The organism is Vibrio sp. R12-SW3-ISO1 (assembly GCF_059834005.1).
The window spans coordinates 1-21,131 of record NZ_JCBDGK010000027.1 but is presented as its reverse complement, the minus strand read 5'-3'; the positions used below and the strand labels follow the sequence as shown (position 1 = coordinate 21,131).

Here is a 21,131-nt window from a genome sequence, read left to right as displayed (position 1 = left end):
TGATACCTTATCGCCACTTTTACAGCTCTGTCTTGCTCAGCCTGAAAAGCTGCGTCTAGCCGACATTGCCGAATACAACCCTAAATTTGACATCGACCAGCAAACGGCGCGATTCGCAGCCCGCTTATGCTGGGACATAGCTAAGGCCATGGTGAACACACCAAGCCAGACTAAACAACCGAACAAGGAGTTCCCCCAATGAGTCAACCGACCAAGCATCACAACCCGCGCCTTGATACGGCGCGTACCATTCGCGCGCCACATGGCACAACCTTGCGCGCGAAGTCTTGGCTCACCGAAGCGCCACTGCGCATGTTGATGAATAATTTGGACCCCGATGTGGCCGAGCACCCACACGCGCTCGTCGTATATGGCGGTATTGGGCGCGCGGCGCGCGATTGGGCGTGTTATGACAAAATCGTCGAGGTGCTGGAGCGCCTTGAAGACGACCAAACCCTAGTGGTGCAATCGGGCAAGCCTGTTGGTGTGTTCCCTACTCATAAAAATGCGCCACGCGTACTGATCGCTAACTCGAATCTCGTTCCCCATTGGGCCAACTGGGAGCACTTTAATGAGCTCGATAAGCAAGGGCTGATGATGTACGGTCAAATGACGGCGGGCAGTTGGATTTACATCGGTTCACAAGGGATCGTCCAAGGCACCTATGAAACCTTTGTCGCGGTAGCCAAACAACACTTCTCTGGTGATGCCAGTGGCCGTTGGGTGCTTACCGGAGGCTTAGGCGGCATGGGCGGTGCGCAGCCGTTGGCCGCGACGATGGCGGGCTTTTCGATGATCGCCGTTGAATGTGATGAATCTCGAATCGATTACCGTCTGCGTACGGGCTACGTCGACAAGAAAGCGACCTCGCTCGATGAAGCACTAGCAATGATCGCAGACGCCACCTCGCCGATTTCTGTTGGCTTACTGGGCAACGCCGCCGATATTTTCCCTCAGTTGGTTGAGCGCGGCATTACACCGGATGTTGTCACCGATCAAACCTCGGCACACGATCCTCTGAATGGCTACTTACCATCAGGGTGGACGATGGCACACGCTGCGACAATGCGCTCACAAGATGAAGCCGCCGTGGTGAAAGCGGCCAAGCAATCCATGGCGCGCCAAGTGCAAGCGATGCTCGATTTGCAATCACGCGGCGCCGCTACCCTAGATTACGGCAACAACATCCGCCAAATGGCGCTTGAAGAGGGGGTCGAAAATGCGTTTGATTTCCCTGGCTTTGTCCCTGCCTATATTCGCCCACTGTTCTGTGAAGGGATTGGGCCATTTCGCTGGGCGGCGCTCTCCGGCGATCCGGAAGATATCTACAAAACCGACCAAAAAGTGAAAGAGCTGATCCCCGACAACCCACACCTGCACCAATGGCTAGATATGGCGCGCGAGCGCATTCAATTCCAAGGTTTACCGGCACGAATTTGTTGGGTGGGCCTTAAAGATCGCGAGCGTCTTGGCCAAGCATTCAATGAAATGGTCAAAAATGGCGAACTCAAAGCGCCGATTGTGATTGGCCGCGATCACCTTGATTCTGGCTCGGTGGCCAGCCCGAACCGTGAAACAGAAGGCATGATGGATGGCTCTGACGCCGTCTCAGATTGGCCCCTATTGAATGCACTGCTCAATACCGCAGGCGGCGCCACTTGGGTGTCGCTGCATCATGGCGGCGGTGTTGGTATGGGCTTTTCACAACACTCGGGTATGGTCATTTGCTGTGATGGCAGCCAAGATGCCAGTGAGCGAATTGCACGTGTCCTGCACAATGACCCTGCAACAGGGGTGATGCGCCATGCGGATGCAGGCTACGATATCGCGAAAAAATGCGCCGCAGAGCAAGGATTAGATCTTCCTATGCTCAATGAAGAACTGAAAAAGCTAAAATAACCCGCGCACGAGAAGGAATATGAACATGCTCAACTTACTGTTAAAGCCGGGACAGCTCAGCTTACATCAATTGCGCCACATCAGTCGCAGCCCAGTTAACCTTTCACTGGACGACAGCGCCATCCCTGCCATTGAAGAGAGTACACAGGTGGTGGAACAGGTGATCGCGGAAAATCGCACCGTCTATGGCATCAACACCGGTTTTGGCTTACTGGCCAACACGCGTATTGCGCCTGAAGATTTAGAAACCTTGCAAAAGAGCATTGTACTGTCACACGCTGCCGGCATTGGCGAGCTGATGGCGGATGAAACCGTACGTTTGATGATGGTGCTCAAAATCAATAGCTTATCGCGTGGCTACTCAGGGATCCGCCTAAGTGTCATCCAAGCGCTGATCGAGTTGGTCAACGCGCAAGTTTACCCTTGCGTGCCGCAAAAAGGCTCCGTTGGTGCCTCGGGTGATTTAGCGCCGCTGGCTCACATGAGCACCGTGCTGCTTGGTGAAGGGCAAGCGCGTCACAACGGCAAGATCATTTCGGGTCTTGAAGCCCTGACGATCGCGGGTCTAAAACCGATCACCTTAGCGCCAAAAGAGGGCCTTGCTCTGCTCAACGGCACGCAAGCCTCCACAGCCTTCGCGTTGGAAGGTCTTTTTGCAGCCGAAGACCTGTTTGCTTCAGCAACCGTGTGCGGCGCGATGTCGGTGGAAGCAGCGCTTGGCAGTCGTCGTCCGTTTGATCCGCGCATTCATCGCGTGCGGGGTCATCGCGGGCAGATGGACGCCGCTGCGGCGTTTCGTCACCTGCTTGATAACAGCAGTGAAATCGGTGAATCGCACAACGGCTGTGAAAAGGTGCAAGACCCCTACTCCCTGCGCTGCCAGCCTCAGGTCATGGGCGCGTGCTTGCAGCAGATTCGTAACGCGGCCGATGTGTTGCAGGTAGAGGCCAACTCCGTCTCAGACAACCCCTTGGTGTTTGCCGACGACGGCGACATCATCTCAGGCGGTAACTTTCACGCAGAACCAGTGGCGATGGCTGCAGATAACTTGGCGCTCGCCATTGCCGAAATTGGCAGCCTCTCTGAGCGTCGTATGGCGCTACTTATTGACAGTGCGCTCAGCAAACTGCCGCCATTTTTGGTCGACAACGGCGGCGTGAACTCGGGCTTTATGATTGCTCAAGTCACCTCTGCGGCACTGGCAAGCGAAAACAAAACCTTGGCTCACCCTGCCTCGGTGGACAGCTTGCCAACCTCAGCGAACCAGGAAGATCACGTGTCGATGGCGACATTCGCCGGCCGCCGCCTTCGAGACATGGCCGAAAATACCCGCGGTATCTTAGCCGTTGAGTATCTATCTGCCGCGCAAGGGATCGATTTTCGCTCCCCGCTCTCCTCTTCCCCACGTATTGAAGAGGCTAAGCGCATCTTGCGCGAGAAAGTCAGCTTCTACGACAAAGATCGCTACTTCGCCCCTGATATTGAAAAAGCCAACAGCCTGCTCAAAATGGCGGTTCATAACCATCTGATGCCACAAGAGATCCTGCCGAGTCTCTAACCCTCTACACTCAAACATAATGCCTAGAACGCCACCTGCGTTCTAGGCCCATCTCAAAACGAGTCATGGTTTAGTGAAAATTCAACTGGATCGACCATTGAAATCAAATCGTCATATATAATCACGGCAGTTTTGGCTAAGTAGCGTACATTATGTTTTTAACTCCTTATTTTTCTAGCAACGACAAGCAATTCCAATTCACTCGCCTTCAGGCCAGTCATTTCGCCAAAAAAGTGGCCGGTGACTACAACCCTATTCACGATGAAGACAACAAGCGCTTCTGTGTACCCGGCGATTTATTGTTTGCTGTGCTGCTACAAAAAGAGGGCGTCAGCCAGAAGATGCGTTTTGACTTCTCAGGTATGGTGAACGATGGCATTGCCCTGCACATTGAGAACAAATGCAGCAAAGAAGCCGCGGTGGTTGATGCCAACGGTAAAGAATACCTGCACATGAACCGTGAAGGCGCAGTGAGCCATGACCCCGCGTTCATTGAGCACGTTGTGACAAACTACGTACAGTTCTCCGGCATGAACTTCCCTCACATTATGGTGCCTCTGATGGAAGAGCAGCAGATGATGATCAACTGCCAACGTCCTTTGGTGATTTACGAAAGCATGGAAGTAGAATTTACCCGCCTAGACCTGACCCACCCAGAAGTCAGCTTTGCCGGCGCCACCTTTGATGTTGAAGGTAAACGCGGCGTTGTGACACTCAACTTTGATTTTAAAGAAGATGGCGAAATTGTCGGCAAAGGTGTCAAGCGCATGGTGGCCAGCGGCCTGAAGCCATACAACCAAGCCGACATCGATGACTTGGTGAATCGCTTCAACGAGCGTAAGGACGCGTTTCTTGCCCAGTTTAGTGTTGCTGCGTGATTAGTTAGGCTCATTACATAGCGATTGATAAAACTACGCCCCACAATAGTGGGGCGTAGTTTTTGTATGTGTGAAGATAGTTATTTTTTATATGGATTTAATCTAAAATGCTTTTGGACAAAAGCGTGTCAAGACGTCGGCCGTATCAAGTAAATTTCGGATAAGAATTTCTATAGTTTAACGCCTGGTTCTGGGGCTGCATGGAGCGTAGCGTAAAGCAGTCCCTAGCAACCACTTGTTACATTTTTTCTCTATCGAACAGTAACTGCTCGCTGGTTTCGTAAATATCTGACCAAGTACCACCAAGATTGGTATAAGGTATTAGCTTGTACTCTTCATCATGCGCTTTTAAGAAGACGACATTAGTGCCTGATGATTGGTGGAGTTTGATAGCCTCTGCTTTAATTCTATCACTCGAATTGCAACCTAAATAGATGCATTTAATACTATCAAGTGGGATTTCGGAAACGTATATTTCATTTCCTAATGCATCTTTGATGTTCAGGTTTTTACATTCAGACAATGGCTTGGTTATTCTGATTTCATTTTCATAGGACCAAATATCAGATTTAAAATACAGTTCTTCGATAGCTACATATTCATTTTCATACAAAAGCTTCGCATCAATAATTGGCCTACGAGGAAGATAGTGAACTGGACTAGAAATTTTGATGAATTCACTGTCTGGCTTAAACTCAATTACTATGCCTTGGTGTGACTCTGCATAGTGCGCCCACATTAGGAAATTCGCTGGCATAAGTGTTTCTGCTTGTGTAAGACACAAGATGCCAATCTTGTCATTTAGTTGCGAGAAGATGTTCTTCCCATCTAATTTTCGTGATTGAGTTTCTGCCGTGTGGTTGGTAAGAAGATACTTCTCATAAGAAGATTGGTGTCCGTGTATTACGAACTGGCATGGCCGCTCCTCCCCTTCAACAAATTCTTCATCCAATACATGAAATTCTGGCTGTAACTCGAACGGATCATTAAATGCTTTGGGCTGAGAAAACCTTATTGTTTGTTCTTTGAGGAAACACTCCGCAGATATATTCCCCAAGTATTTATATGTTTTCACCCTGACTCCCTATGTGGCACCGAGAAATGTAACATTTTATTAGTGCGCATGTGCGTTTACCTCGTTGGACCAGCGAAAACGCGCACAGTTAACTATCTGTATGTAATGAACTTATCAGTAATCTGCTCAATATACCATCTGGGAAAATGCGCATGTGCGTTTCCCAAACCTATTATCTAACACATAGATTTTTAATTACATGATTTTAAGAGTATTTTGTTCATGTTGTAATGTGAAAACGCACACGAAGTTGGGATAAAAATCGTCGTGATTTCAATATAATTGTATGCCTGTCCAGCTTTTAGGCATTGCAAAGAATTGTAATATTTGAGTGAAATGGATGAAAATTTGTAGGCGAGAAAGTCTACGTTTGACTTCGTCACAGACAACGTGTTAACTCGTTTTTGGGCATTTCCGAGCCATCCACCAAACACTTCTAATACCACCAGATATTAACGCCACAATCGCCTTACCACTAAATCCACCGGCGCACGCTCTGCTTGTAATCAATAAACGCTTGGCCAAAACGTTGCTCTAAGGCGCGCTCTTCGGGTTCGATTTGGAAACGATTCATGTAGAGGACAAAGCCGAATGATAGCAGGATGGAGAGCAAGTTTTGTTGCCAGTAGGCAAAGCCGAACAGCAGAAGGAATAAGCCTAAATACATCGGGTTGCGCGTTATGCTGTAAATGCCCTTCACGACCATTTGTGATGTTTCGTGGGGCTTTTGTGGGTGAACGGTAGTTTTGGCGCGTTTGAAAGCGATGATGCCTGTGATCCCCACGTAGCCAGCGCAAACAAAACAGATCGCAAACACGGTAAAGCCAAACGGCAGTGGAAAGCGCAACGTTGGGAAGAGCTGAGCAACTTTAGCAATCACGACAAACATCGCAATAAATACCGCGACGGGAGGGATCTTAAGTTCGAGCTTTTGCATCTTGGTTCTCCACTGATTTGTGTTTTGGGCAGTGCTATTACCCGCCGATATGATAAAAATAGCCCAGATGCGTGTTCTGGGCTAATGAGAGCGTGAGGTTGGCGTAATCAGTTTATACGATTTGCAACAGCGCCTGTAACGGGTGCTGAGTCACCTGCGATTCAAAGCGTTTGACCTGACTGCGGCATGAGTAGCCGGTGATCAAACAGCGCTCTTTGGGCAGGGCGTCTAAGTTGGGCTTCCAGCTCAGTTGGTAAATGTCTTTCGACATGGTGAGCTTATCCACCTCGTGACCGAACGTCCCCGCCATACCGCAGCAGCCCACTGGCACGGTATTTAGCTTGGCGCCGAAGTGAGTAAAGATGGCGCCCCACTCTTTCTCAGCGTTTGGCATCTTGGTTTTCTCAGTGCAGTGCGCAAACAGATACCAAGGTTCGTCATTGTTGGCTGAATCACGGGTTGAGTTGTTGACCTCAAACTCTGACAATTTCGGATAGAGCCACTCATGCACGGTCAACACCTCAAAATCGCCGCGCGCCTCACCAAGTACCTCTTTATATTCGTCGCGGTAACAAAGAACCAACGCAGGATCGACGCCGACTAAAGGCACGCCGACATCGGCCACTTGCTCCAAGAAGGCGGCGGTGTTTTTCGCGCTTGAGGCAAACTGCTTCAAAAAGCCTTTGATATGCTGAGCTTTGCCGTTGGGCTTAAACGGTAGCAAAATCGGCGTTTTACCGAGCTTTTGTACCAACTTGGCAAAATCTTCCACAACTTGCGCGTCGTAGTAACTGGTGAATGGGTCTTGCACGATCACGACGTGATTTTGCTTGTCATCCGCAGAGAGCGCTGCAAGTTCTTGAAGATTAAACGGCTTAAGCGCGGATAAGCGCGATTTCAGCGTCGGTGTTGAGAGCAAAGGCGCATCCACATAACCGACGGTGGCTGCCGTCATCTCTTGTACCCACTTTTGGCTAAGAACGCCGTTGACCAACTTAGGCGCTTTTGCCATCAAAGGCAGCATGGTTTCAATGTTCGCCACCAGATAATCTTTCGCTGGACGCTGATAACGTGAGTAGTAGATGTTCAAAAAGCGCGAGCGGAAGCTCGGCACATCGACTTTAATCGGACACTGGCTCGCACACGCTTTACAGGCCAAACAGCCACTCATCGCCTCAAACACCTCGTGAGAGAAATCGTATTCGTGACGCTTGTTGAGTGTATTGCGGACACGGTCGATCATGGTCTTGATGCTTGGCGTGCGCTCTAGCGTCTGCTTTTCCAGGTCGAGCACATTAATGTTTTGCTCACTTAACTGGCGCAACCACTCTCGCACTATCCCTGCACGGCCTTTTGGCGAGTGACGGCGATCGGCCGTGACCTTCATCGACGGGCACATTGGCGAAGCGGTGTCATAGTTAAAACAGAGACCGTTGCCGTTACACTCCATTGCTTGCTTAAAGCTGTCTCGCACTTGTACATCGATTTGGCGATCATAGTAGCCGCGTTTGGTGTCGGTCACTTTAACCAAAGACTCTTGGCTATCGAGCGGCGTACAAATTTTGCCAGGGTTCATTTTGTTGTGTGGGTCAAAGGCGGCTTTAACACGGCGCAGCTCAGTAAAGAGCTCTTGACCGAAGAACTCCGGACCGTATTCAGAGCGGAAGCCTTTGCCATGCTCGCCCCACATAAGACCGCCGTATTTGGCCACAAGCTTCACCACCTCATCGGAGATCTGGTGCATCAGCGCTTCTTGTTTCGGATCGCACAAGTCCAACGCAGGACGCACATGCAATACCCCCGCATCCACGTGGCCAAACATGCCGTAATTCAGCTGTTTGTCATCCAAGAGTTGGCGAAACTCTGAGATAAAATCGGCCAAGTTTTCTGGTGGCACACACGTATCTTCGGCAAACGCGACCGGCTTTGCGCGTCCTTTCGCCGCGCCGAGCAAGCCCACCGCTTTTTTACGCATATTGTAAATACGGCCAATACTCGCCAAATCATCACACACTTGGTAGCCAATGATCCCAGCTTCACCCGCTGCGAGCATCTCTTCTAAACGGGCGGTCAAGTCACTCACTTGTTGTGCGACTTCCTGCTCATCTTGCCCGGCGAACTCCACCATGTTGATGCCCTGCATCTCTTTGCCCGGCACATCGGCTAACAGATCGCTGACGGTATGCCAAACAATGTCTTGTTTGGCTAAGTTGAGCACTTTAGAGTCCACCGTCTCAACGGAGAGCGCTTTGGCTTCCACCATAAACGGCGCATTGCGCAAGGCAGAATCAAACGTGTCGTATTTTACGTTAACTAGGGTACGCGCTTTAGGAATTGGCGTGAGATTGAGCTTGGCTTCGGTGATGAAAGCGAGCGAGCCTTCTGCGCCGCACAGCACACGGGTAATATCGAAGGTATCGTTTGCTTCATCAAACGCATTTTTTAAATCGTAACCCGTTAAGAAGCGGTTAAGCGGCGGGAACTTAGCGTTAATCTGCGCGCGTTTGTCTCGGCACACTTGCTCTGTCACCGTTAACGCTTGATGCGCGTACTCGCCCTCTTTCGGTAGCCCATGAGATAAGTCCGACTCAAGAATCGATCCATCGGCAAACACCGCTTGCAATGATAGGACATGGTCAGAGGTTTTACCGTATTTGAGTGACCCCTGCCCCGAGGCATCGGTATTGATCATGCCACCCAAGGTTGCGCGGTTACTGGTGGAAAGATCTGGCGAGAAGAAGTAGCCGTATGGGCGCACCGCATCATTGAGCTGATCTTTAATCACGCCAGTTTGCACTCGCACCCACCCCTCTTCGGAGTTGATTTCGAGAATCTTATTCATGTAGCGCGACAAATCGACCACGATGCCTTTCGTCAGCGATTGACCATTAGTTCCGGTACCGCCACCACGCGGTGAAAAGGTGACACGTTCATAGGCCGCTTTGCTGCCGAGTTGACCAATCAGCGCGACATCTTGCGTCGATTTCGGGTGGATAACGGCTTGCGGTAGTTGCTGATAGACGCTGTTGTCTGTGGCGACAGCGAGGCGACTTGAGTATTGGCTTTCGATATCGCCACTGAAGCCGGCGAGTTTTAATTCATCAAGAAAACCGAGGACGACGGGATCGACATCTGGTTGAGAGTGTAATCTTGGTAACATTTGCTTCCTGCCCCTACTGCGCTGATCCTATCAGCATTGGGTTCGATACATTCGGGTTATAATTTGAGTTAGGTCACTTTACAACATTTAAAAGGGTGATCAAAACAGAAATGCAGTGTCAAATTGGAACTTCTCGCAATTCTTTCCCACACTTAGAAATCATGGACTTGATTTAAAGTGCTTTTATGAGCGATTCATCAATGAAGAAAAACAAAATCATCACGACAGAAGACATTCTCCTTAAGTTATGCCAGTCCGTTTCTGGCGTTATGACCTCTGCGACCAGCTCTCAAATTACCTACTCTGCCATGGTGCAGAAAATCACCAAGACCAGCCTAAAACCGGACTTCGGTTGTTTTGTCCTCTTTGATGGTGGTTTTTCTGGGTTGGTGGTGATCAACTTTACGGCCAAAGCCGCGCTTGAGGTGTACACCAACTACATGCGCAATATGGGGATGCCGGAAGAAGAGCTCGCCGTCACTCACACCTCCGACGAAGTGGCCGATGTACTGGGTGAGCTGATGAACCAGCTCGTCGGTGCGTTCACCAACCAAGTGCGCAAAGATCTGCAAACCCACATCACACAGAACCAGCCTAAAATGCTGTCACTTAACAAACAGGTGATTCTGTCGGTCGATACCAACCTTGATCGCCCTCAAGCGCGACGTGTGACCTTCTCGACCGAGAAAGGCAACATCTTCTACTTAGAGTTGGCGATGGATAAGACTGAGTTTATTCAGCTCGAAGAATTTGAAAGCCACGACGAAGATGAAACGCCAGACAGCATCCTAGAGAAAGCGCGCCAAGAGATGCAGGACAAAGAGAAAAAATCGGCCGATAAAAATGATGATGCCGATGACATCTTCGCCGAACTAGGTATCTAAATCCGCCAACTTTTCAGCCCAGCGGTTTTTACCCCCTTCAAACGCCATCGACTTTTCGGTGGCGTTTTCCTACATCACCATTTCCGTTTTATGACAGAACACGTTAAAATAGCCGACTTTGTTAAATTAGTTACCCCTTAGCTGTCGATGGATAAACAAAAAGCCCTCAAAAAAATAGCGAAGTGTCTGGAGCTCGGAAACTCAGCCAACGTTAACGAAGCCGCCAATGCCATCAAGATGGCACATCGCTTGATGCTCAAATATGGTCTCGACAAGGACGATATCGAGTTCATCAAGATGGGCAAAACCCAATCGACACACTTACTCCCTGCCAACGTCAGCTCAAATCTGCTGCGCATCATCCGTGGTATCAACACCAAATTCGGCGTTGAGGCGGTACTTTTGAACCATAAGGGTTTAAAACGCGTGGAGTTTATTGGCGAAGCGGATCGCGCCATCTTCGCCGCCTTCGCTTTTGACATCGTATACCGCGAAATGAACGAACAGACCGGTCGTTTCAGAAACAGTTTTGCAGGCACCGGGACATCTAACGCCGAAGTCACTCGCCGCGTGAACTCGTTTTTGTCTGGATGGGTGGAAGGTGCGCTGGAAAAACTGCCGATCATCTCTCCTGATGAAGAGTCTGCGAAAAAAATCGATGACTACATCGATAAAGAGTTTCAAAACATCGATCGTGAAACCTTCAAGCAGCAGTTACGTGAAGCGATGAAAAACATCACAGAAGATTACGAAGTGGGTCTTAAGAAAGGTCGAACCGTATCGGTCAATCGCCCGATCGACGGTGGACAAGCACCAAAGCTACTGCGTTAACCCAAGAGTCCGCTAGCCCGATTCTTTAACGCTAAATCGGCAACGGCATTAGAGAAAAGCGACGCCGCGCACTCACCAACTTGGTTAAGATGCATACACATCTTTGCGCGGCTGAGTATAATCAAAGGTATCACTGGTCAACTTTACCAAACGGACGTTGTTTTTGACTCGATTTGCGGCTTTACTTTTCCTTATTCTGAGCACCTCACTCTGGGCCAATACGCTTGAAGAGCTTCAGCAGCAGGCCCAAGCGAATAATGTTCACGCTCAGTTCCAACTCGCCAGCACTTACCTTGCACAAGAAAACCCCGATCAACAAACGATCGATGATGCCCTCTATTGGCTCGAAACATCGGCGCAAGGGGGTAACCGTCAAGCTGCGTTTGAATTGGCCAGCTTGTCACTTGACAAGAACGGCGTCAGACCCGACCTAGAAAAAGCGCTCTTCTGGCTTACTAAATTGGCATTGGCCGAGGACGCTCAAGCTCAGCTGCAACTTGGCCGACTCTATGAGCAACTGTCAGTACAACCCGACAACCTTGATCTTGCAAAGGTGTGGTTTCAACTCGCTGCGCAAAATGCCACTGACCCAAGCTTACAAAGTGACGCCGAAAACGGATACAACCGCGTCTTAGAAGCACAATTTAACGCCAGGAGAGCCAAGCAAGTAGCGGCCATCAGTCAACTAGACGTTGCCTTTGACGATGAATCCATCACCCTCAGCCCTCAAGCCCAAACCATCGACGCCAGCCAAGAGCACGATGGTGTTTTGTTCGGCTTGATGGGTCTTTGCCTGCTAACAAGTGGCCTTTGCATTTGGTTGTGGCGCAAGCAAAGAGGTTTAGTACACCAGCGCACTGCAACTGAGCAACAAGGTCATGCTCAAAACTCTAAAATGCAGACCAGAGTTAAGGAGCAAGATGCCCTGCTCAAGCAGCAAAAGCGCCAGCTTGAAACTCTCTACCGTGAATTTAAAAAGCTGCAAGGGCAGAGCAAGGTTTCTCCCACTCGTCCAACGCAGAGCAAACCTGCGGCGCCTTCACCGGTTTACTTAGCCAGTGCAATGTTTGGCTTTAAGCCCTCACAATTGCCCAGTGAGCGTGAAATCAAAGTACGTTACAAGCAATTGAGTAAGATTTATCACCCGGATCTCAAAGGCAGCGAAGAGGAAATGAAGCGTCTTAACGGTGCGCTCAAGCTTCTGATTAATGAGGTTAACAAATAGTTACATTTGCTCAGCGCATCCTGTTCAAGTTTTCATCAAGCGTTTAAAACTCGGCGTCGCGCAATCGATCTCCATCCCATTTCGATAACAAATCATTAACCTAACCGTGTTCTGTATGTCATAATCCTGCCCGACAATAAACCTGAGCAAGACAAACAGACTCAGGTAAGATGGGGAGAACGAGATGTTTACGATCGAAGGAGTATGTGACTGGTGTAAAAAGCCCAGCCTACTCACCAAGCATGATTATGTCGATGGCAAGTACCACCACTCTTGCAAAGAGTGTTTTGAATACGCGACACTGGATGTGCGTCAATTCAATCTTGCCGAGCTGCGCCAACGCGAGCGCCTATCACACTCACTGTGAGTTAGACAGTTATCAGCACTTCTCTCAAGGACGACAAGCCACTCTCAACGAGTGGCTTTTTAGTCTCTGGTTTTCTACTATTTTGGCGTTTTACTCGTTCTCTGGTGCATCGGCTTGACACTCAGGTCGTGCGCGAGCGAACGCCGCCAACTTACCAAGTGACGCCGTCACATCCGCAATGTTGGGATAGCGCCGCATATCAAGGTCAAAGCGCTGTGCGTTATAGACCTGCGGCACCAAACAGACGTCCACGAAGGTGACTTCATCCCCGACACAGTAGCAGCCGCGACGCTCGCTAATACGTGACTCAAGCGCCTCAAACGCGACTTCAATCCAGTGTCGGTACCACTGCTGTTTTTGCTCTTCGCTGACGTGCAATGTCGAAGTGAGGTACTGGAGCACGCGCAAGTTATTGATAGGATGAAGATCCGCGGCAATATCTAAGGCCAAAGCTTTGACCCAATATCGCTCGTCACCTGATGGAGGAATCAATCTTGAGTGTGGATAGGTTTCATCAAGATACTCAATAATCGCCAGTGACTGGTGAATGCGCCTATCACCCTCCACCAGCACAGGGACTAACTTCGCAGGATTGAGCGCTTGATACGCCTCGCTGTGCTGCTCACCACCCTCTTTGACCAGATGAATTGGGCGTGACTGATAGCTCAAACCTTTTAGGTTGAGGGCAATTCGGACTCGATACGCCGCAGAGGAACGCCAGTAATCGTAAAGAATCCGCTCACTCATAGCGCACAACCTGTTGATCAATAGCGCCAAAGATCGACACGCCCTGCTCATCGAGCATCTCTATTTTGATGCGATCGCCAAAACGCATAAAAGCGGTGGCAGGCTGACCATCGCGGATAGTTTCAATCATTCGCAACTCGGCAATGCAGGAATAGCCAACACCTCCCTCCAGAATAGATGTGCCGTAATCCGTGCCTTGCTTGTTGGAAACGGTGCCTGAGCCAATAATGGTTCCGGCGCCCAGTGGGCGTGTTGCTGCAGCGTGCGCGATAAGCTCAGGGAACTCAAAGGTCATGTCCACACCAGCGTTAGGGCAGCCAAACGGTTCGTTATTGAAGTGGCTCAGCAACGGCAACGCCAACTTTGCGCCATCCCACGCGTCGCCTAGCTCATCCGGGGTGACCGCGACCGGAGAAAACACCGACGACGGTTTGGATTGAAAAAAGCCAAAACCTTTTGCCAACTCATTGGGGATCAAACCGCGCAACGAGACATCATTGACCAACATTAACAACCGAATTGAAGATTTGGCCTCCTCAGCGCTGACGCCCATCGGCACATCACCTGTGATGACGGCCACTTCCCCTTCAAAGTCGATACCCCAAGCTTCATCCCCCAATGGGATGTCATCGGTTGGACCAATAAAGTGATCCGACCCACCTTGATACATCAGTGGATCGGTCCAAAAACTGGGCGGCATCTCCGCGCCGCGCGCTTTGCGCACCAATTCGACGTGGTTGACGTACGCAGAGCCGTCGGCCCATTGATACGCACGTGGCAAAGGAGACTCACACTGCTGAGCCGAAAACGCCAGCGAATCTCTGGCTTCGCCTAGGTTCAAACGTTGATATTGCGTCTCAAGCTGCGGCGCCACGCTGGACCAATCATCAAGCGCGGCTTGCAAGGTCGGCGCAATGTCTGAGACATCCAAATAACGGCTTAAATCCTTGCTAACCACAACAAGGCAACCATCGCGTGTTCCATTTTTCAAACTGGCGAGTTTCATACTTCCTCCTTGCCCGTGGGCTGACGCCAACTGTAGACATAATCAATATTCTCCACCTCACTCGCCACTTGACCGATGTCGAGCGCATGTCGGGTATCGATCATGACCGCTACTTCGTCGGTGAAGGTTTTCTTATGGGCTTGACCGGCCTGAAACGCCTTGGGGTGCGGCCCGTGAGTAAACCCTGCGGGGTGAAAGGTCACCATGCCTGCTTCGATATTGTCGCGACTAAAAAAATCTCCGGCGTGGTAGAACAGCACTTCGTCATAGTCATCATTGTTATGAAAAAACGGTACTTTCAACGCACCGGGATCGCTTTCAATTGGGCGCGGCACGAACGTACAGACGACAAATCCTTCGCCAACAAAGGTGGTATGCGCCGATGGCGGCAGGTGATAACGATGTGACATCAATGGCCGAATATCACGCCAGTTGACTCGCACCACGGATAAGTCACCATGCCAACCAATCGCATCCAAAGGATTAAACGGATAGGTCACCACACTCACCTGTTCGTGGCGTTTGATGTGTACCTCTGTGGTTTGCTCTGAATACTGCGCTTTAAACGCCTCATCAATACTGGGCACATCGAGCACCGCTGGATCAAATACTGCGTGATTGCCGACCATGCCTTTCTCTGGTAGCGAATAGGCGGCATCGCTGTTTTCAATCATCAACACAAACATGGGTTCTGAGATCTCTAGGCGCCAAGACGTCGAACGTGGAATCATCACGTAATCCCCTTCACGCACCGACAAGTGACCGTAGTCGCAATAGAGATCCCCACTGCCTTGGTGAATAAACAGCAGGTCGTCACCATCGGCGTTGCGCACCAAATGACGCATCGACTGCTCGCAGAGCCAGACTCGAACCTTACAATGGCGATTGTGTAACAGCGTCGGCACTTGCCAAGGGGAGGACTGACGCGCCCTGTCTACCTGATTGAAGTTGAACGCGCGTGGCTTAAGATCCCCTTGCCATTCGTTCCATCCCGTCGGCGCGTGTCGATGATGAAAGTGACTGGCAGGACCGAAAAATCCACTGCGACCGGCCTCTCGCTCAAAAATGGCCTCTTCAGGAAAATCCGCATGGGCTTGCTTAGAACAGACGCCCTCCCGATGCGGAAAGGTGATCCATTTACGCATCACTCAGTACCCCGCGACGAATTTGATCTTCTTCGATGGATTCAAACAGCGCCTTGAAATTGCCTTCACCGAATCCTTCATTGCCTTTACGTTGAATGATTTCAAAAAACACCGGACCAATCACCGTTTGGGTGAAAATTTGCAGCAATATGCCGTCTTTCATCGGCGCGCCATCGATAAGAATTTGCAGCTCACGCAGGCGTGCGAGATCCTCACTGTGCCCCTCAACACGCTGATTTACTTTTTCATAATAGGTATCAGGGGTAGGCATGAAGTCCATGCCGCGATCGCGCAGAGTCTGCACCGTTTGGTAGATGTCGTTGGTGCTCAGCGCAATGTGTTGAATGCCTTCGCCGTTGTACTCACGAATAAACTCTTCAATCTGCGATTTGTCGTCAGACGATTCGTTGATTGGGATACGAATCTTGCCACACGGCGCGGTAATCGCTCGACTCACAAGACCGGTCAACTTGCCTTCAATATCAAAGTAACGAATCTCTTTAAAGTTACCGATCCGTTCGTAAAATCCAGCCCAGGTGTCCATGTTGCCTTGCTTGACGTTGTGCGTGAGGTGATCGATTTCAAACAGCCCAACATCCATAGTGTTCATGCGCTCGTCAGCATCGGCATAGAATCGGAAATCCACATCATAGATACTGCCGTCTTGGTAGCGGTCAACGAAGTAGAGCAAGCTATCACCAATGCCGTACACCGCCGGAATGGAGAGCTCCATAGGACCAATTTCGGTGACATAGCGCTTGGCGCCGTTGTTTAACGCATGCTCAAGTGCCTTGGCAGCATCTTTGACTCGAAACGCCATGCCGCAAACCGAAGGGCCATGTAGGCGCGAGAACTGCTCAGCTTGACTGTGAGGCTCAGCGTTGACGATAAAATTGACGTCCCCTTGACGATACAACCACGCCTCTTTTGAGCGATGCTTGGCTACCTCTGCAAAGCCGAGTGACGCAAACAGCGCTTTCAGATCTTGAATGCCTTTTTCATCAGCAGCGGTATATTCAACAAATTCAAATCCGTCTGTGCCTAACGGGTTTAGTGCCGTATTCATGGTGTTATCCTCACCTGTTGTTGATTTCTATCGCCTTTAAATTCGCCCATCGATGCGATTAATGAAATATCGAGGCGCGATTTGGCGCCCATTCAAAAAACCACCTCGAAATGTAAAATAAATGTAACACCACAACGAAATCACCATAAACACATGATTTAACTATCCCAAGCCCGCCCAAGGACAGTAACAATTATTTTACAATCACTCTTGTGTGATAAATTTCCTTAAGCAGTGGCGAACTCCTCGCCACTTAAGTCAAGATTGAGTCAAATCCGCCTTCGATTTGATTTGGCGCAGCGTCATGGCGCTCGCTCTCATTAGGCTAACCGCATCTATCCCCCTCACCACAACCCATGAGGTAGACCATGAGTCACATCAACCCATCGCGCTTGGTCGAGCATTTTATTGAGCTTGTTAAAATCGACAGTGAGACAGGCAATGAAAAACAGATTTCTGAACACCTAGCAGAGCAGCTCGGCGAGCTCGGTTTCACCGTACACAAACTGCCCGTCCCTGCTCATATTTCTAACGGTCATAACCTGTATGCGAAATTGGAAGGCAGCCTAGCAGGTAGCATCGCGTTCAGCTGTCACATGGACACCGTTACGCCAGGCATCGGTATTGAACCTGTGATTGAAGACGGCATTATTCGCTCTAAAGGAGAGACCATCCTAGGTGGCGACGACAAATCGGGCATTGCCGCTATCATGGAAGCGGTGCGCGTGCTAAAAGAGCACAATCAAACGCACAAAACCATTGAGCTTGCTTTCACCGTGCATGAAGAAGGTGGCCTATTTGGCTCTGAGCATTTTGATATGAGCTTTATCGAGTCCAACCACGCCATCGTACTTGATACCGGCGGCCCGATTGGCACCATTGTCAATGCCGCCCCGGGTCAACAGAAAATCGTCGCGAAATTTATCGGCCGCCCTGCACACGCAGGTCTTGCGCCAGAAGAAGGCATCAGTGCCATTCAAGTTGCCGCAGAGGCGATCACGCAAATGAAGCTGCTGCGCATTGATGAAGAGACCACCGCCAACATCGGGATTGTCGAAGGGGGCAACGCCACCAATATTGTGATGCCTGAACTGACGGTAGTGGCCGAAGCGCGCTCGCTCAATGGCGACAAACTCGACGCGCAAGTTGAGCATATGATTGAGACTTTCCAGCGCGCCGCTGACGCCCACGGCGCACAGGTTGAAATTGAATCGACACGTGCTTACAACGCCTTTGTCATCGACGAAGCGTCACCATTGATTCAATCGGTTAAAGCCTCTTTTGACGCAATTGGCGCACAGCCATTCACCAAAGGCACCGGTGGTGGCAGTGACGCCAACAACTTTAACGCCAAAGGGCTAACGACCGTGAACATCTCAACGGGTATGGCGAAAGTGCACACGACGGAAGAGTACATCGCCATTGATGACATGGTGAAAGTGACCGAGTTTGTTCAGCACTACGTGACTCAAGCGTAAACGGGCCAAAGGCACAGACAAGCCCATCTGTTTTATCCAAGTAAGGAAACGGATGGGTTTTATCTCAATGTGATGTCGCGAAAATGCGGATTTTCCACCAAAACTGACAACTGTTTGATCTCATCGAGCACCACCAAACGCTCTTGTTGATGGATGCTGATCAGCATGGCTTCTCGCCTGCTCTCATCTCGGCGCGTATCCAGCGCAATCCCTTCCATCTCGGTCCCATCTTTGAGTGTCAAACGCACGGGATAACGGTAGAGGCAAACAATTTCAATATAGTCATAGTCACTGCAACGTATCATGCATCACTCCTTATCGAAACTGTCGACCACGATGGCACCCATCGAGGCTGGCATAGTGATCACCACCACGCGCTTAAATGAGGTGATGGGGTCTTCCATCAGGGGCAACTTATCCAGACAGACCAGCACTAAGGCGACCACACACGCCGCAATCAAATACGCCGCGACGATGCGCGCAACAAACTCCCATTTGCGCGTCTGAACGTTACTTTGGAATACGCTTTGATAGGTAAACAGGGTTAAAAACACCACCGAGAGCGAAAACAGGAGAAACAAATTGAGCGGCGGTAAGGTTTCACCCAAACGCCATGCCTCTTCAGAGAACGAAATCGGCACAGCAAGCGCAAACGCGCCGACAAATATCTGGCTCGCATCTTCGAAATTAAAGCTATATTTCATTCACTTATCCCGCACGATTTTCTATCAAGCTTAGTTGATAAGACGAAGACGATAAAGCGCTAGATCCGTTATCGTCACGACAAAATGATTTCGTGGAAGTTTTCCCAATATCGTGGTCAGTTGTGGCTAGAATGGCGCAACTTTTCTATTCGGATAGCCTCCATGAGTCTACTTGAAAACCTCTCCATTATCATGGCGCTGATCTTAACCAGTTGCTTTTTCTCCATGTCAGAAATCTCGTTGGCTGCGGCGCGTAAAATTCGTCTGCGCCAACTCGCTGACGATGGCGATCACCGCGCGACCTTAGTCCTAGGGCTACAAACCCATCCGGGTAACTTTTTTACCGTAGTGCAAATTGGCCTCAATGCTGTGGCTATCATGGGCGGTATCGTCGGTGAATCGGCGTTTACCCCGTATATCGCCGCTATGTTGAGCCACTGGGTGCCCGCTGCGTGGATCGCGCAGGCCAGCTTTGTGCTCTCTTTTACCTTGGTCACTAGCCTGTTTATTTTGTTCGCCGATCTGATGCCTAAGCGCATTGCGATGGCGATGCCTGAAACCGTCGCGCTGGCCCTCGTCAAACCACTCTTGGTGTGCATTCTGATCCTCAAACCCATCGTATTGGTGTTTAACGGTTTGGCGACGCTGATTTTTCGCCTATTGCGCGTCCCTGCCGAACGCAATGATGACATCACCAGTGATGACATCTATGCCGTCATGGATGCAGGAGCCGAAGCAGGCGTCCTCGATACCAACGAGCAGCAAATGATGGAAAGCGTGTTTCAGATGCAATCGATCCCGGTTACGTCTGCCATGACTCCGCGCGAAGACATCGCGTTTCTCTCACTTGATGACGATGAAACCATGCTTAAGCGCAAGATCGCCGACAACCCTCATCACAAATTTCTAGTCTGTGATGGCCAACTCGATGCGATCAAAGGCTTTGTCAATTCAACCGAACTGTTGATCCGCCTCATTAATGAGCAAACGTTGGATCTCAAAAGCAGCAGCGTGGTGCAAACCTGCCCCATCATCCCTGACACCTTGAGCCTATCGGAAGCGTTGGAATACTTTAAATCCAATCGCGTCGACTTCTCTGTGGTGATGAACGAATACGCCTTGGTCATGGGTGTTGTGACTTTCAATGACTTGCAAAGCGCCGTGATGGGCAGTTGGGTGTTGGCCGAAGGAGAAGAGCAAATTGTCGCCCGTGACGAGCATTCTTGGCTGGTCGATGGTGTCACGCCGATCACCGATGTGATGCGCACACTGCAAATTGACGAACTGCCCCATTCACAAAACTACGAAACCATCGCCGGATTTATGATGTTTATGTTAAAGAAAATTCCGCGACGCACTGATTCGGTGACCTACTCTGGCTACAAATTTGAGGTGGTCGACATCGATGACCATAAAGTAGACCAATTGCTGGTCACTCGAGTGGAACAAAAAGACGACGAGCAGTAACGCACCAACCGTTACCAAGACTCCTCTTGAAAACGGGCGGCCCTCGCTTGAGCGAGTGTGCAGTCCGTTTTCTCAATCAGTTCCGTTAAGGTGATATTGGGATTACAGGCGATAAGCTGAGCAAGCTGGATGTTGAGTGGCAACGGCGCAGGGGCACGCGCGGCGACTCGCGCATTGATGAGCGTGTCAATTTTTTGCCTAACGTAGGCATAATCTTCGCAGCTATCTTCGCGGCTAAGCAATTCATGACAGAGTGCATTGAGCGCCCTCTCTTCCCCCACCAACTGCCAGTGGCGTGAACGCCTAACACGGCTCAACACACAGTGGTGCTGCTGCGCGAGTCGTTTGAGGTTTTGACACTTCTCTCTTCCCAGTTTTTGCACCAATGAGGGCAGCGCGAGTGTCACAAGGTCAGCTTGAAGAGTCATAACAGAGATCAGTGGACGTTGGATTGGGTCACTTTATCGTAAAAGGCCTGTGCGTCCAGCGGTTTTGAGAAAAAGTAGCCTTGATACTCATCACACCCTTCATTAAACAGTAGAGATAATTGCTCAGAGGTCTCAACACCTTCTGCCACGACCGATTTACCTAGGTTTTGCCCCATCTGAATAATGGTTCGCACCAACATGTGATCGGTGATGTCAGTGGTGCAATCATCAACAAATGACTTATCGATTTTAAGTACATCAATGGGCAAACGCTTC

21 protein-coding genes are annotated in these 21,131 nt (G+C 50.1%); 10 read left to right on the top strand and 11 right to left on the bottom strand.

Annotation, left to right across the window (positions count from 1 at the left end; all coding sequences use genetic code 11):
• The 4 genes from AC6R0R_RS08375 to AC6R0R_RS08360 all read left to right on the top strand — a co-directional run.
• On the top strand, positions 1 to 202 hold a 202-nt coding region (locus AC6R0R_RS08375), incomplete at its 5' end, for an arginase family protein (protein ID WP_500626364.1).
• On the top strand, positions 199 to 1,899 hold the full coding sequence (gene hutU, locus AC6R0R_RS08370) for a urocanate hydratase (protein ID WP_500626363.1): 1,701 nt from the start codon (positions 199 to 201) through the stop codon (positions 1,897 to 1,899). The genes AC6R0R_RS08375 and hutU, both read left to right, overlap by 4 nt.
• A 19-nt stretch (positions 1,900 to 1,918) precedes the next feature.
• Positions 1,919 to 3,457: a histidine ammonia-lyase gene (hutH, locus tag AC6R0R_RS08365; RefSeq protein WP_500626362.1), complete on the top strand. Its 1,539-nt coding sequence runs from the start codon at positions 1,919 to 1,921 to the stop codon at positions 3,455 to 3,457.
• Positions 3,458 to 3,609: 152 nt separating this feature from the next.
• On the top strand, positions 3,610 to 4,335 hold the full coding sequence (locus AC6R0R_RS08360; RefSeq protein ID WP_500626361.1) for a DUF3581 domain-containing protein: 726 nt from the start codon (positions 3,610 to 3,612) through the stop codon (positions 4,333 to 4,335).
• Positions 4,336 to 4,573: 238 nt separating this feature from the next.
• Here the strand turns inward: AC6R0R_RS08360 and AC6R0R_RS08355 are convergent, their stop codons facing one another.
• The 3 genes from AC6R0R_RS08355 to ydiJ all read right to left on the bottom strand — a co-directional run bounded on the left by AC6R0R_RS08355 (position 4,574) and on the right by ydiJ (position 9,507).
• On the bottom strand, positions 4,574 to 5,410 hold the full coding sequence (locus AC6R0R_RS08355) for a DUF2971 domain-containing protein (RefSeq protein WP_500626360.1): 837 nt from the start codon (positions 5,408 to 5,410) through the stop codon (positions 4,574 to 4,576).
• Between the two features lie 475 nt (positions 5,411 to 5,885).
• Positions 5,886 to 6,347, bottom strand: coding sequence for a methyltransferase family protein (locus AC6R0R_RS08350; RefSeq protein WP_500626359.1), 462 nt, complete (start codon positions 6,345 to 6,347; stop codon positions 5,886 to 5,888).
• Positions 6,348 to 6,459: 112 nt separating this feature from the next.
• Positions 6,460 to 9,507, bottom strand: a complete 3,048-nt coding sequence (gene ydiJ / locus AC6R0R_RS08345; protein ID WP_500626358.1) for a D-2-hydroxyglutarate dehydrogenase YdiJ — start codon at positions 9,505 to 9,507, stop codon at positions 6,460 to 6,462.
• Positions 9,508 to 9,707: 200 nt separating this feature from the next.
• Here ydiJ and AC6R0R_RS08340 point away from each other — a divergent pair, with 200 nt between their 5' ends.
• The 4 genes from AC6R0R_RS08340 to AC6R0R_RS08325 all read left to right on the top strand — a co-directional run bounded on the left by AC6R0R_RS08340 (position 9,708) and on the right by AC6R0R_RS08325 (position 12,814).
• Complete coding sequence (locus tag AC6R0R_RS08340; protein WP_334551461.1) at positions 9,708 to 10,391, top strand: DUF3334 family protein; 684 nt, start codon at positions 9,708 to 9,710, stop codon at positions 10,389 to 10,391.
• 147 nt (positions 10,392 to 10,538) lie between these two features.
• Positions 10,539 to 11,222, top strand: a complete 684-nt coding sequence (locus tag AC6R0R_RS08335; RefSeq protein WP_334550544.1) for a DUF2786 domain-containing protein — start codon at positions 10,539 to 10,541, stop codon at positions 11,220 to 11,222.
• Positions 11,223 to 11,385: 163 nt separating this feature from the next.
• On the top strand, positions 11,386 to 12,447 hold the full coding sequence (locus AC6R0R_RS08330) for a tetratricopeptide repeat protein (RefSeq protein WP_500626357.1): 1,062 nt from the start codon (positions 11,386 to 11,388) through the stop codon (positions 12,445 to 12,447).
• Positions 12,448 to 12,631: 184 nt separating this feature from the next.
• Complete coding sequence (locus tag AC6R0R_RS08325; RefSeq protein WP_334550546.1) at positions 12,632 to 12,814, top strand: hypothetical protein; 183 nt, start codon at positions 12,632 to 12,634, stop codon at positions 12,812 to 12,814.
• 90 nt (positions 12,815 to 12,904) lie between these two features.
• Here AC6R0R_RS08325 and maiA read toward each other — a convergent pair whose 3' ends face one another.
• The 4 genes from maiA to hppD are packed head-to-tail and all read right to left on the bottom strand — an operon-like array spanning position 12,905 to position 16,778.
• A complete protein-coding gene (maiA, locus tag AC6R0R_RS08320; protein ID WP_500626356.1) occupies positions 12,905 to 13,561 on the bottom strand; it encodes a maleylacetoacetate isomerase in 657 nt (218 codons plus the stop codon).
• Positions 13,554 to 14,567 carry a fumarylacetoacetate hydrolase family protein gene (locus AC6R0R_RS08315; RefSeq protein ID WP_500626355.1) on the bottom strand — a complete coding sequence of 338 codons (1,014 nt, stop codon included), beginning with the start codon at positions 14,565 to 14,567 and terminating at the stop codon, positions 13,554 to 13,556. The genes maiA and AC6R0R_RS08315 overlap by 8 nt, the downstream gene beginning before the upstream one ends.
• Complete coding sequence (locus AC6R0R_RS08310; protein ID WP_500626354.1) at positions 14,564 to 15,712, bottom strand: homogentisate 1,2-dioxygenase; 1,149 nt, start codon at positions 15,710 to 15,712, stop codon at positions 14,564 to 14,566. Before AC6R0R_RS08310 ends, AC6R0R_RS08315 begins: the two co-directional genes overlap by 4 nt.
• Complete coding sequence (hppD, locus tag AC6R0R_RS08305) at positions 15,705 to 16,778, bottom strand: 4-hydroxyphenylpyruvate dioxygenase (RefSeq protein ID WP_500626353.1); 1,074 nt, start codon at positions 16,776 to 16,778, stop codon at positions 15,705 to 15,707. Before hppD ends, AC6R0R_RS08310 begins: the two co-directional genes overlap by 8 nt.
• 368 nt (positions 16,779 to 17,146) lie before the next feature.
• Here hppD and AC6R0R_RS08300 point away from each other — a divergent pair, with 368 nt between their 5' ends.
• Entirely contained in the window at positions 17,147 to 18,256 is a 1,110-nt protein-coding gene (locus tag AC6R0R_RS08300) for a M20/M25/M40 family metallo-hydrolase (protein ID WP_500626352.1), read from the top strand.
• Between the two features lie 59 nt (positions 18,257 to 18,315).
• Here AC6R0R_RS08300 and AC6R0R_RS08295 read toward each other — a convergent pair whose 3' ends face one another.
• Together AC6R0R_RS08295 and AC6R0R_RS08290 are read right to left on the bottom strand one after the other, a co-directional pair.
• Entirely contained in the window at positions 18,316 to 18,561 is a 246-nt protein-coding gene (locus AC6R0R_RS08295; protein ID WP_500626351.1) for a Rho-binding antiterminator, read from the bottom strand.
• A gap of 3 nt (positions 18,562 to 18,564) precedes the next feature.
• The gene (locus AC6R0R_RS08290; protein ID WP_334550553.1) at positions 18,565 to 18,960 is read right to left on the bottom strand and encodes a DUF2391 family protein; all 396 of its coding nucleotides are present in this window, start codon (positions 18,958 to 18,960) and stop codon (positions 18,565 to 18,567) included.
• Between the two features lie 162 nt (positions 18,961 to 19,122).
• Here AC6R0R_RS08290 and paeA point away from each other — a divergent pair, with 162 nt between their 5' ends.
• On the top strand, positions 19,123 to 20,427 hold the full coding sequence (gene paeA / locus AC6R0R_RS08285) for a polyamine export protein PaeA (RefSeq protein WP_334550554.1): 1,305 nt from the start codon (positions 19,123 to 19,125) through the stop codon (positions 20,425 to 20,427).
• 11 nt (positions 20,428 to 20,438) lie between these two features.
• Here the strand turns inward: paeA and AC6R0R_RS08280 are convergent, their stop codons facing one another.
• Positions 20,439 to 20,855, bottom strand: coding sequence for a ribosome recycling factor family protein (locus AC6R0R_RS08280; RefSeq protein ID WP_500626350.1), 417 nt, complete (start codon positions 20,853 to 20,855; stop codon positions 20,439 to 20,441).
• An 8-nt stretch (positions 20,856 to 20,863) separates the two neighbouring features.
• Positions 20,864 to 21,131, bottom strand: a 268-nt coding sequence (locus tag AC6R0R_RS08275) for an EAL domain-containing protein (RefSeq protein ID WP_500626349.1), incomplete at its 5' end; no start/stop codon positions are given.

Bases quoted from the DNA above. Each gene is read 5' to 3' on its own strand.
- hppD (WP_500626353.1), bottom strand. From the start codon at position 16,778: ATGAATACGGCACTAAACCCGTTAGGCACAGACGGATTTGAATTTGTT.
- AC6R0R_RS08300 (WP_500626352.1), top strand. From the start codon at position 17,147: ATGAGTCACATCAACCCATCGCGCTTGGTCGAGCATTTTATTGAGCTT.
- paeA (WP_334550554.1), top strand. From the start codon at position 19,123: ATGAGTCTACTTGAAAACCTCTCCATTATCATGGCGCTGATCTTAACC.
- ydiJ (WP_500626358.1), bottom strand. From the start codon at position 9,507: ATGTTACCAAGATTACACTCTCAACCAGATGTCGATCCCGTCGTCCTC.
- AC6R0R_RS08310 (WP_500626354.1), bottom strand. From the start codon at position 15,712: ATGCGTAAATGGATCACCTTTCCGCATCGGGAGGGCGTCTGTTCTAAG.
- AC6R0R_RS08280 (WP_500626350.1), bottom strand. From the start codon at position 20,855: ATGACTCTTCAAGCTGACCTTGTGACACTCGCGCTGCCCTCATTGGTG.
- AC6R0R_RS08315 (WP_500626355.1), bottom strand. From the start codon at position 14,567: ATGAAACTCGCCAGTTTGAAAAATGGAACACGCGATGGTTGCCTTGTT.
- AC6R0R_RS08350 (WP_500626359.1), bottom strand. From the start codon at position 6,347: ATGCAAAAGCTCGAACTTAAGATCCCTCCCGTCGCGGTATTTATTGCG.
- hutU (WP_500626363.1), top strand. From the start codon at position 199: ATGAGTCAACCGACCAAGCATCACAACCCGCGCCTTGATACGGCGCGT.
- maiA (WP_500626356.1), bottom strand. From the start codon at position 13,561: ATGAGTGAGCGGATTCTTTACGATTACTGGCGTTCCTCTGCGGCGTAT.
- AC6R0R_RS08295 (WP_500626351.1), bottom strand. From the start codon at position 18,561: ATGATACGTTGCAGTGACTATGACTATATTGAAATTGTTTGCCTCTAC.
- hutH (WP_500626362.1), top strand. From the start codon at position 1,919: ATGAACATGCTCAACTTACTGTTAAAGCCGGGACAGCTCAGCTTACAT.
- AC6R0R_RS08290 (WP_334550553.1), bottom strand. From the start codon at position 18,960: ATGAAATATAGCTTTAATTTCGAAGATGCGAGCCAGATATTTGTCGGC.
- AC6R0R_RS08360 (WP_500626361.1), top strand. From the start codon at position 3,610: ATGTTTTTAACTCCTTATTTTTCTAGCAACGACAAGCAATTCCAATTC.
- AC6R0R_RS08335 (WP_334550544.1), top strand. From the start codon at position 10,539: ATGGATAAACAAAAAGCCCTCAAAAAAATAGCGAAGTGTCTGGAGCTC.
- AC6R0R_RS08340 (WP_334551461.1), top strand. From the start codon at position 9,708: ATGAAGAAAAACAAAATCATCACGACAGAAGACATTCTCCTTAAGTTA.
- AC6R0R_RS08325 (WP_334550546.1), top strand. From the start codon at position 12,632: ATGTTTACGATCGAAGGAGTATGTGACTGGTGTAAAAAGCCCAGCCTA.